The organism is Flexivirga caeni (assembly GCF_003724155.1).
Lineage (GTDB): Bacteria > Actinomycetota > Actinomycetes > Actinomycetales > Dermatophilaceae > Flexivirga > Flexivirga caeni.
Map to the genome: position 1 here is coordinate 217,798 of NZ_RJJQ01000007.1, position 10,888 is coordinate 228,685.

General features: G+C 64.2%; 9 protein-coding genes. 3 read left to right on the forward strand and 6 right to left on the reverse strand.

Translation table 11 applies throughout. From position 1 onward, the window contains the following. Positions 1-13 precede the first annotated feature (13 nt). From EFY87_RS09040 to EFY87_RS09055, 4 genes are all read right to left on the reverse strand, one after another. The gene (locus EFY87_RS09040) at positions 14-829 is read right to left on the reverse strand and encodes an SDR family NAD(P)-dependent oxidoreductase (RefSeq protein ID WP_123271140.1); all 816 of its coding nucleotides are present in this window, start codon (positions 827-829) and stop codon (positions 14-16) included. Continuing rightward, the gene (locus tag EFY87_RS09045; protein WP_342769111.1) at positions 826-2,337 is read right to left on the reverse strand and encodes an aldehyde dehydrogenase family protein; all 1,512 of its coding nucleotides are present in this window, start codon (positions 2,335-2,337) and stop codon (positions 826-828) included. Before EFY87_RS09045 ends, EFY87_RS09040 begins: the two co-directional genes overlap by 4 nt. After that, entirely contained in the window at positions 2,334-3,887 is a 1,554-nt protein-coding gene (locus EFY87_RS09050; protein WP_220093576.1) for an acetolactate synthase large subunit, read from the reverse strand. Before EFY87_RS09050 ends, EFY87_RS09045 begins: the two co-directional genes overlap by 4 nt. A gap of 185 nt (positions 3,888-4,072) precedes the next feature. Beyond that, on the reverse strand, positions 4,073-4,765 hold the full coding sequence (locus EFY87_RS09055; RefSeq protein WP_123271142.1) for an IclR family transcriptional regulator: 693 nt from the start codon (positions 4,763-4,765) through the stop codon (positions 4,073-4,075). Between the two features lie 240 nt (positions 4,766-5,005). Between EFY87_RS09055 and EFY87_RS09060 the strand changes: the two genes are divergently transcribed. The 3 genes from EFY87_RS09060 to EFY87_RS09070 all read left to right on the forward strand — a co-directional run bounded on the left by EFY87_RS09060 (position 5,006) and on the right by EFY87_RS09070 (position 7,789). Further along, positions 5,006-6,442, forward strand: coding sequence for an aldehyde dehydrogenase family protein (locus EFY87_RS09060; RefSeq protein ID WP_220093577.1), 1,437 nt, complete (start codon positions 5,006-5,008; stop codon positions 6,440-6,442). A gap of 67 nt (positions 6,443-6,509) precedes the next feature. After that, entirely contained in the window at positions 6,510-7,136 is a 627-nt protein-coding gene (wrbA, locus tag EFY87_RS09065) for an NAD(P)H:quinone oxidoreductase (RefSeq protein ID WP_123271144.1), read from the forward strand. Next, positions 7,136-7,789 carry a thioredoxin domain-containing protein gene (locus tag EFY87_RS09070; RefSeq protein WP_123271145.1) on the forward strand — a complete coding sequence of 218 codons (654 nt, stop codon included), beginning with the start codon at positions 7,136-7,138 and terminating at the stop codon, positions 7,787-7,789. Before wrbA ends, EFY87_RS09070 begins: the two co-directional genes overlap by 1 nt. Before the next feature lie 114 nt (positions 7,790-7,903). Here the strand turns inward: EFY87_RS09070 and EFY87_RS21335 are convergent, their stop codons facing one another. After that, positions 7,904-8,293: a transposase gene (locus tag EFY87_RS21335; protein WP_123271146.1), complete on the reverse strand. Its 390-nt coding sequence runs from the start codon at positions 8,291-8,293 to the stop codon at positions 7,904-7,906. A 530-nt stretch (positions 8,294-8,823) separates the two neighbouring features. Next, complete coding sequence (locus EFY87_RS09080; RefSeq protein WP_123271147.1) at positions 8,824-10,344, reverse strand: APC family permease; 1,521 nt, start codon at positions 10,342-10,344, stop codon at positions 8,824-8,826. Positions 10,345-10,888 lie beyond the last annotated feature (544 nt).

Below are 10,888 nucleotides of genomic sequence, written 5' to 3' on the forward strand. Positions count from 1 at the left end.
GGTCAGTGCCGGGTCAGAGGAAAATCCCGCGCGTCAGACCACCGTCGATACCGAGGGACTCGCCGGTAATCCCGCCGCTGGCCGGCGAGGCGAGCCAGCACACGGTGTCGGCGACCTCATCGGCGCTGAGTATCCGACGGATGGGGGTGCGGTTGATGAAGTTCTGCTCAACCTGCTCCGGTGTGATCCCCTCGGCCGCGGCATTCTTCGCATACAGCTCGTGAATGTGCTCGGTCTCGATGACGCCCGGGTGCACCGTGTTGACGGTGATGCCGTCCGGGCCGAGCTGATCGGAGAGCACCTTGGTCATGCGCACCACCGCGACATTGCGCATGCCGGAAAGTGCGTGGCTGGCGCGCCCGGTCAGACCGCCGATATTGACGATCCGGCCATAGTGATGCTGGCGCATCACCGGAGCGACTGCCTTAATGCAGCGGAAATATCCGACGACCTTGGTGTTCAGGTCAGCAAGTAGCGCCTCGGGGTCGGCGGAGGCGACATCGTTGCGGACGAGACCGGCGGGCGCCGCAGCTGCGTTGACGAGGATGGCGAGTGGACCGAGTCCGGCAGCTCGGGCAGCGAGCTCGTCTACCGATACGGTGTCGGTCGTGTCGGCCGGGACCGCGACGACGGTGCCGCCCATCTCGGACATGATCTGATCGGCCGCGTCTTCGAGGATCGCACTTCGCCGTGCAGCGATGACCACCGTCGCGCCGTGGCCGACCAGCGCGCGCGCAATGGCCTTGCCGATACCAAATCCCCCACCGGTGACGATGGCGACCTGCCCGTCGAACTGACTGCCGTTGACAGCTGTACTGGAGTTGCTCATGTGATGTTCACCCACACACTCTTGGTTTCGGTGTACTGCTCGAGGACGGCACGGCCCATCTCCCGTCCCCACCCGGATTGCTTGAATCCCCCGAAGGGAGAGGCCGGGTCGGTCAGGTTGTAACAGTTGATCCACACGGTTCCGGCCTGGATCGCACCGGCGATTCGGTGTGCCGCGCGCAGGTCACCGGTCCAGATCCCGGCGGCCAGCCCGTACGGTGAGTCGTTCGCCATCTCTACGAGTTCATCCAGGTCGTTCCAGCGCATGGCCACGAGCACCGGTCCGAAGATCTCCTCACGGACGACTCTCATCCGGTGTGTGGTCTCGACCAGTACGGTGGGTTCGAGGAAGTAGCCGTCGACGTTGCCGGCCGGTAGATCCACCGGCCGGCCGCCGCCGGCGACGACCACCGCACCGTCCTCGACTCCCGAGTCGATGTACGAGCTGACCGTGGCCAGCTGCCGGGAGGAGACCAGTGGCCCCATCTGGGTCTGCGGGTCGGTGCCCGGCCCGACCCTGATGTTGCGAGCCCGGTCGATCAGTGCGTTCATGACGTCGTCGTAGATGTCGTTGTGTACGTACAACCGTGAACCTGCCGTGCAGGTCTGTCCCTGGTTGAAGAAGATTCCTTCGGCTGCTGCCGCAGCGACCTCTACCGGGTCGGCGTCCGGGAGCGCGATGTGCGGTGACTTCCCGCCCAGCTCCAGCGACACTCTCTTCATATTCCCCAGCGCCGCTCGGGTGATCATCCGGCCGACCTCGGTTGAGCCGGTGAAAGCCACCTTGTCGACGTCCGGATGCTCGGCGATCGCGGCGCCCACCACCGAGCCGGTGCCGGTGACCACATTCACCACTCCCGGCGGGAAACCTGCCTCCCCGATCAGTTCGGCCAGCCGAAGCGTGGACAGCGAGGTGTCCTCTGCGGGTTTTAGGACGACGGTGTTGCCCATTGCAAGCGCCGGCGCCAGCTTCCATGTCGCCATCGACACAGGGAAGTTCCACGGCACGATCGCCCCGACGACACCGACGGGTTCGTGCACCGTGTAATTGAGGATCTCGAGGTTGTTGCGTGGCGAGAGCGGGATGGTGCTGCCCTCGAACTTGCTCGGCCAGCCCGCGAAGTAGCGGAACAGTTTGCTGGTTGTGCCGACATCGACCGCCCGTGCGACGGACATCGGCTTTCCATTGTCCAACGACTCGATCAGCGCGAGTTCGTCGGCGTACTGGTCAACCAGCTCGGCCAGCCGGTGCAACAACTCCCCGCGCGCGAGCGGTGTCAGCTCGCGCCAGGCCGGGAGCGTCAGCGCCCGGCGGGCGGCACGGACCGCGTCGTCCACATCGGCGACGGTCCCCCGCGCGATGCTCGCCAGGTGCCGGCCGGTCGCCGGATTCAACGATTCCAGCATGGCTGCGTCGCTGCTCCGCTGCCAATGCCCATCGATGTAGTGCCCATGGTCCCGGGAGAGGAACTCACGCACCCGATCAGGGACTGGGGCGGGCCCGGTCACAGCGACATCTCGATCAGGTGCGGTCCGCCGTCGGCGAGCGCCTTGGACAGAGCGGTGTCCAACTCTCCTGCCGTGCCCGCTCGGTAGGCGGGCACCCCGAATCCGGCGGCGAGCGCGGTCCAGTCCATCAGCGGGTCGTCGAGACTGGTCAGGCGCTCGGCCTGCGGTCCGAACTCGGCGTTTCCGGACCGGCTTAGTTCGGTTCGCAGCACGTTGTAGGAGTGATTCGCGGCGATTAGCACGACAACGTCGGCATCTTCACGGGCCATCGTCCACAGCGCCTGCGTCGTGTAGAGGGCACTGCCATCGGATTGCAGCGCAATCACCGGTCTGGTCGGTGCGGCGATGGCCGCACCGAGCGCGCACGGCAAGCCCTGGCCGATCGCCCCGCCGGTATTGGTGAGCACAGTGTGTGGAACCGACCCCGCCGCGGCGGTGTAGAAGGGATATCCGCAGGTGCCACCCTCGACCGACACGATCGCATTCTCCGGGAGCCGGGCGGCCACTACTTTGCCCACGAAGTCACCGGTCAGCTTTGCCCCGGAGTCGATAGTCTCCTTCGAAGGGATGGCCGTCATGCTTGCCCCGTCCGCTGCCAGCGCCAGCGCGAGGTCGACGAGAGCTTGTTCAGCGTCCTCATGGGGCCGGGCGAGGTGAGTGAGGCTGCCTGCCGGGCAGAGAAGGCTCGGAACGTTCTCGTAGCCGAAGTACGCAACAGGCTCCTCCGCGCCGGCGACTGCGACGACGTCACTGTGCGCGAGCGCGGAAATTGCCCGTTCCGGGAAGTATGGCAACCGGTCCAGGTCAGGCAGACCACCGCCGCGTTCTGCGGTCGCCGGGAAAGTTTCGCTGTACGCGACTGCTCCGGTGTGGGCGGCGATCTGGCCGGCTGCGCGTTGGCCCCGGCGACTCAGGCCGTTGCCGCCTACCACGATAGTGGCCCGGCGACCGGCCTCACGAAGCTGGCGCGCAACGGCCTCGATCCGATCGGCTGACACCACTGGACGGGCGGTGGCTTCATACGGCACCGGCTCGGCGTCGGTGGCTCGGGCGTACTGGTAATCGGCGGGAACGATGAGAGTGCTGACCCCGAGATGGATGCGCGCGTCGGCGATCACCGCGATAGTCTCAGCCCCGATATCGGCGCGGGACCGGACCGTCCGGGTCGTTCCGACGGTGGCAGCCAGGGCGGCGATGTCCGAAGACAACGGCGCATCGTAGGGCAGGTGCCACGACGCGTGCTCTCCCACAATGTTGACCACAGGCGTGTTGGCCCGACGGGCGTTGTGCAGGTTTGCCAGGCCGTTGGCCAGGCCGGGACCCAGATGCAACAGCGTCATCGCCGGCCGACCCGCGATCCGCGCGTACCCGTCGGCCGCCCCGGTACAGACGTTCTCGTGTAGTCCGAGCACCGCTCGGACGCCCGGGACTTCATCCAGAGCCGCCACAAAGGCCATCTCCGTGGTGCCGGGATTGGCGAAACACACCTCAATGCCCGATCGCATGGCACTACGCACTATCGTCTCGGAGCCGGTGCTCAGGTAGGTCACTATGAAGTCCTTGATCAATTATCGTACTTCATGAACGTTAATCGATACTGTAGCGCACTTGTCCGGCGAGGGGAAGCGATGATTCGGACCAAGAAGCCGGACGACGAGCAGAAACCTCCCGTCCGGCATTGCCGGACGGGAGGCTTCTGCAGTGCAGCGACTCGGCGCGAGGTTTCCTGGGTGGCTCAGTCCCGCCCTGGCACCCCGGCAAGCCGGGAAGCAGCGTCTGCGGCGGCGGCCATCACCGCGGTGGGAACCGTCACGTCGGTCAGCTTCGAGCCAAGCTGGACGACTCCGACGCTGGCCGTCGCCCAGTCCGAAGTGACAATTGGCGCTGCCACCCCGACCGCACCGGACTGCAGCTCCCCCGCGGTGACCGCATAACCACGCGCGCGCGCCCGGGCGATGTCTTTCGGCTCCTGATCCGCGGCGGGCCGTCCGGCCAGGATCGCCACTCCGTCGGCACCCAGGCCGAGCGGACGGCGTACACCCTCACGCATCGCGATGTGGAATGTGCTGCCCGCGGGCTCCTCAGTGAGCAGGACCAGGGCTTCGTCGCCATCGGCCACTGTGAGGATCGCGGTGCTATTTGTCTGGCTACTCAGCCGCCGAAGAACTGGCAACACGGCGGCCTGCAGTCTCGGCCGCAGCCGGCTGGCGAGCTCGGCGACGCCGATGCCAAGTACATAGCGCGTGTCGGCACGTCCGATCAGACGATGCACTTCCAGAGTGCGCAACAGCCGGTAGACCACGGCGCGGGCAGTCGCCAACTCCTCGGCAATCTCAGCCGCGCTCAGACCGTCCGGATGGGCGGCCAGAAGTGAGAGCACCGTCAGGCCGCGATCCAGAGTCTGCGAGGTTTCCCCAGTCGACAGCATCCTGTCCCCTCCAACCTAAATGACACGATCCTGGACACTGACCATTGCTCGGTTCCGCCGGGCACGGTCTGACTGGTATAGCACACATCAGCTCGTTCGCATCGTAGTCCGTGATCTCGAAACAGTTGACGAGAGAAGGGGCAATCGGTTTACAATAGTACGACTATCGCCCCAGAAGGACTTTTATCGTACATGCGCACACGTCAACAAGCTGAAGAGCTGGCTCGCAGCATTCCGATCATGCCGTTCGTCGACGGCCAGTGGCTGGACCAGCAAAACCCTCAGAGTTTCCCGGTGATCGACCCAACCACCGAGAAGACCCTGACAGGCGTCGCCGAGACTGGTGACGCCGGAGTCGATTGCGCCGTGTCTGCGGCGCGTCGTGCACTTGATACCGGTTCCTGGGGTCGACTCGACGGCGCCGCACGTGGCCAGCTGCTCAACATGCTGGCCGATCTGATCGAGCAACGCGCAGAAGATTTCGCCGACCTGGAGTGCCTGGACGTCGGTAAACCTGCTATCGAGCCACGAGTTATCGACCTGCCTCAGACGATCGCGACATTGCGCCATTTCGCGGGCTGGGCCGACAAGATCGAAGGGCGCACGATTCCGACGCCCGGGCACATGGGTCAGCCAACCTTGAGCTACACCGTCCGCCAACCGATCGGCGTGGTCGCCGCGATCACACCCTGGAACTCGCCGACCATGATCGGCTCATGGAAGCTCGCCCCTGCGCTGGCAGCCGGATGTCCGGTCATCCTCAAGCCCCCGGAGGATGCACCACTCACCTCCCTGTTGTTGGCCGAGCTGGTCGTTCAGGCGGGCTTCCCTGCAGGTGCGTTAGCCGTTCTCCCCGGTCGCGGGGCAACGACGGGAACCGCCCTCGTCCAGCACCCGGGGGTCGACAAGATCTCCTTCACCGGCAGCCCGGAAACCGGTCAGATCGTGGCGGCCGCCGCCGCGCGGGGCTTTCGTCCGACGACTCTTGAGCTGGGCGGCAAGAGCCCCCAGATCGTGTTCGCCGACGCCGATCTCGAGGCTGCTGCCGACGGTGTGGCGCTCGGCGTCTTCGCCAACCAGGGTGAGGTCTGCGCGGCCGGTAGCCGAATCCTGGTCGACCGCTCGGTGCATGACGAGTTCGTGGAACTGCTTGCGAACCGGGCCGGCAAGGTCGTCGTCGGCGACCCGTTCGAGCCCGGTACGACAATGGGCGCACTGATCAACGCCAAGCAGCGCGCTCGGGTACAGGGCTACATCGACCGCGGACGCGAAGAAGGTGCACACCCCGTCATCGGAGGCGGCCGGTCCGAGCACGATGTTGGCTACTTCGTCGAGCCAACTCTATTCACCGCGGCGACCAACGAGATGACAATCGCCCGGGAAGAGATCTTCGGACCGGTTGGAGCGATCATCGCATTCGACGACGTCGACCGTGCTGTGGCGATCGCCAACGACAGCCGTTACGCACTGGCCGCCACCGTCTGGACACGCGAACTGAGCCGGGCGCACGACATCGCGCGCCGGATCCAGGCCGGCGCCGTTGCGATCAACGGCTGGTCGCCGCTGGATCCCCGGCTGCCGTGGGGAGGGTCCAAACACAGCGGCCTCGGCCGCGAATTGGGCCGTGCCGGCATCGACGAGAACACCGAGGAGAAGACAATCACAATAGTTCTCTAACCAGCACCGCATCCATCTATCCAGAACTGTCGACACTCATCGTCAACCACCACGGAGGTACTCAGTCATGTCAGCCCGAATCCTCGTCGTCTACTACAGTTCCACCGGCTCGGTGCACCGGCTGGCCGAAGCTGTCCGCGGCGGAGCCACCGAAGCTGGCGCGCAAGTCCGCCTGCGACGGGTGTCCGAACTGGCACCAGATGAAGCTATCGCAAGCAACGAGGATTGGATCGCGCACAAGCAGGCCACCGACGACGTCGTTCCAGTGGCCACTCTCGACGACCTGGAGTGGGCCAACGGATACGCGTTCGGCACCCCTACCCGGTATGGCGCACCGGCCGCGCAACTGAAGCAGTTCATCGACTCAGCCAGCAGCCTCTGGCACGAGGGCAAGCTCGCCGACAAGCCGGTAACAACCTTTGTCTCCTCTGCCGAACTGCACGGCGGCCAAGAGGCGACCATCCTGTCTCTGAACAACGTCTTCTACCACTGGGGCTCGATCATCGTCCCGCTCGGCTACACCGACGACATCGTCTACGCGGCTGGCGGTAACCCCTACGGCACGTCGTGGCCGGCCGGATTCCCGTCCAGCATGCCGGACGAGACAGTGTTGCAGTGTGCCCACTACCAGGGCGGACGCTTGGCCCACTTCGCCGAACTACTGTCCGCGGCACCGACGCCAGCAGCCGATTGATGCACATTGCGGTGTGGTCCGAACTGCACTGCCCGTGGGCACTACTGACCGTGGACCGGCTGCGTCAGGCTCGCGAACGACACGGACTCAACGTTGTGTTCGTGCCGCGAGCCTGGCCGCTGGAGTGGGTCAACCACCACGGAACACCACGGCACATTGTTGCCGCAGAAACCGCGGCACTCGGTACCCACGAGCCGGAACTGTTCTTGCGATTCACCGGCAGTTCGTGGCCGTCGACATTTCTACCGGCCTTCGAGTTGGTCGCCGCGACCCGTCGCACACACGGGCTGCGAAGTGCCGAAGACGTCGACTACGCGCTACGCCTCGCCTTCTTCCGGCACGGTGTCGACGTCAGCATCCAGGACGGCCTGGAACGAGCACTGGAGTTGGCGAAAGACTACGGCGCACAGTTGAACACCGAGACCGTTCTGACCGAATGGTTGCGTGGCAACCCACGCTCAGACGTCGTCGACGACTATGTTGAAAGTGGCCTACTCCCGATCCAAGGCAGTCCACAGGTCTTCTGGCCGGACGGCACCACCACGCACAATCCCGGTATGACCGATCACAAGTGGATCGGTGACCACGTGGAGCTGCGCAGCACCGACCCCGGGGCCGTCGAAAGGCTCCTGCTCGAGCGCTGCGGCGACTGAACCAGAGTAAATCAATCGATCTGCCGGGAAATTCTCGTTACGAACGGGGACTGTCGCGTTGATGAGGCCTATTCAGGGCGACTGAAATGGCAGGATCGCGGAGCCCGTGGCATCTCAGCCCCGGGCTCCCCGGGACCAGAGCGTGACAGCCTCCTGCAACTCCGCTCTTGTCGCCTTGGTCATCGACGGGTACGCGACCCACCGCCCAGTGGGCGAAGAAGCGTGGGTACTGCGCGGCGACACACTCCCCTGTTCCCGCGCCTTGCGCTGGGGCGCTAATCGTTTGTACTTCGGCGTCGGCGATCCGGCAGATGGTGTCCTTGGACACCGACGCTGCGTAGATCTCTGTGGGCACAGGGGGGCACCTCCCGCTTGCGGGAGAATCTCCCCGGTGGTCGGGCCCTTGGCGATCAGCGACAACACCACCTGCTCCACCGACCCGAGCTTGCGGGCGTGCCTGGGCACGATGACCGGTTCGAACGTGCCCGCCCGGTCCCGCGGCACCCGGACGTCGACCTTCCCGACACTTCAGTCAGCACCGTCTTCGTGCCAGTCCCGTTGCGAACATTACGAATCAGATCTTCGGCCAGCTCCTCCGGCTCGGCATTGCCAGCGTCAGCCGTCACCGGCTGCTCGCGCTTACCATGCCCGAGGTGCTCGGTCATCTCCTCCTCCAGCGAGACTTCCAGCACCATCTTGGTCAGATCCTTCGGGCAACCCCGACGGCCTGGTCAACGAGTCGCCATTGGCACGCGCTTCACGCACCAACTCGGTCATCGCCGCCAACCGGCTAGCCTGCCCTGACCCTTCTCCGGCCACCGGTCCGGCGGCTCACGCCGCCGAGCCGGCCGCTGCTGCCGTCCTGCCAGACCCTGCTTCTCCTGCGCGGTCTTGTTCACGTGCAGTGTCATCGCTACTGACTCCGATCCCGCCCCAATCAAGGGGGCGCGACACGGACCAGAAGCACTAAATTTGCGATAATCCGAGAAGCTGCTGCCCAGATGCCTTGACGTGCACTTCTTGCCTACGTTGTGTTAATTGTGGTCAGTAGCTGCATCTGGCAGAGTCGGACTGATATCAGCGGGGTTATAGTTGTTGCTGGCGCTGCCGTCGCTACCAGGTGCGTGGAGTAATGCGGCGGTAGCTTCGTCGGGAAGGACTGGGGTGTCCTCGCGCCATTGGAACGGGGTTCCGCGGTCTTGCCAGACACGACGGTAGAGGAATAGCGGCACGCTGACGAACAGCAGGACGACTGCGATGATCGATTCCTTGGCGCCGCCGTAGTTGGCCAAGGCTGGGTGCGTGACACCGAAGATGGCGAGGAACAGGTCGATGGTTCCCATCAGTAGCGCGATCGCGATCCCGGTCCTAGGGAGCTTGTAGGGGCGTGGCCAGTTGGGCCGGTCGCGGCGCAGCAAGACGTAGCCGAAGGAGATGAGTGAGCAGGAGATGATATAGCCGAAGTTGCTGGCTCCGACGATAGCGACCGTATTGCCGACGAGGAATAAGATCAACAGGTTGACGAGGATGTCCATCGCTAGTGCGCGTCCAGGCATCTTGTGTCGGTTGACCTTGGCGAATTGCTTGATTGTCGCGTCGCTTCGCGCGAGGCCGAGCAGGGCTCGGGCTGACTGGGCGCTGGTTGCTAAGATGGTGACCCATAGAGCCATGGCAAGTATCGCAATGATGAGCGAAGAACTGCCATGCCAGTACTTTTGCATCACGGTGACGGCATAGCCACTGGGATTGTCACCGATCGCCTTCTCTCCGATCGCCCCCGACGTGGCTAGCGGTACAAGAGTGAACATGGCCACCATGACAACGGCACAGATCTTGATTGCCTTGGGGGTGTCCGAACCGGGCTTCTTGTACTCCGGCGCGAACAGTGAGGGGCCCTCGGCGGCGAAACATGTCCAGGCTGCCAAGTACACCAGCACGACGCCCAATTGCCAGCTGTGCAGGCGCCATGTCAACTCGTGTGCCGACCATGTCCCGCTGACGAACGGCAGCCCGACCATCACAGCGGCCACCACCACGAAGACTGTCACTCCGGCACTGGTTAGGCGAGCGGCTGGTTTGATGCCGTATGCGTTGAGCACGTACACGCTGATCAGGGCCAACCCGCCGAGGATGTGCGGCAATCCGACGTGCGTGCCGAGGATGTCGACACCCCACGTCTGGCTCGGAAACCATTGCGCTTGGATCAGGGACCCGAACACGTAGGCCGACACGGCTTGGATCAGTGACCACCCCAGCCAGTAACCCCACATCACAACCGGTCCAACGAACACCGTGTACTTGCGGAAGGCCTCGTGTGCGTAGGCCGCAGAACCACCGACTGTGCTGGGGAACATGGTGGCCATCTCGGCGTACAGGAACGCTTGCGCTGCGGCCATGACCATACAGACCGCCCAGATGAAGATCACCGCCCAGGCGCCGACCAGTCCGACCATGAACCCGATAGTGACGAAGATGCCCAGGACTGTGGACAGGCCCAAGAACGCGCCGGATTTCCAGCTCAAGACCCTACTCAGCTGCTGTTCAGATTCGGCCATGAACGCCTCGCTTCTTCCAAAAGTACGATTATCGGACTTTCTGCACTAACTACGAACATAGGGTGGCGGTGGTCACAAGCTGTGTCAAGGGCTAAGGAAGCGCTGATCTGCGGGCAAGTGCACAACACCATGGGAGTGGGAGCACCTGGCGAGTCCACGAATCGCGTTGGTGTACCACCAGTTCGGCTGGTAACCCTCGTCAAGCCCTTGGGCCGGGTGTACGAGGTGAATCCTTCGGGTGTTGGTTAGACGGTGAGTCCGGCGGCGATGGCGGGCTCGACGATGGTCTGTCCTCGTGGGGTCGGCTGGTGGTACTGATCCATCCCGGCGTTTCCGGAGACTTGGTCTCACGGGAGGATGGCGACAGGTACGAAGCGGTATCCGGCTGGTTTGAAGCGGGACGCGGTGGACATGGTGGCCCGGTTCGTGACGGATGGTTCGTCGGAGTGGGCGGAATTTGTCAAGATGTTTGGGGCCAGCGGTTCTTAAGCAGCTGGTTGTTGGTCCTCCTGTTCTTCCTCGGGTGGTTTGTTGATCCAGGCGT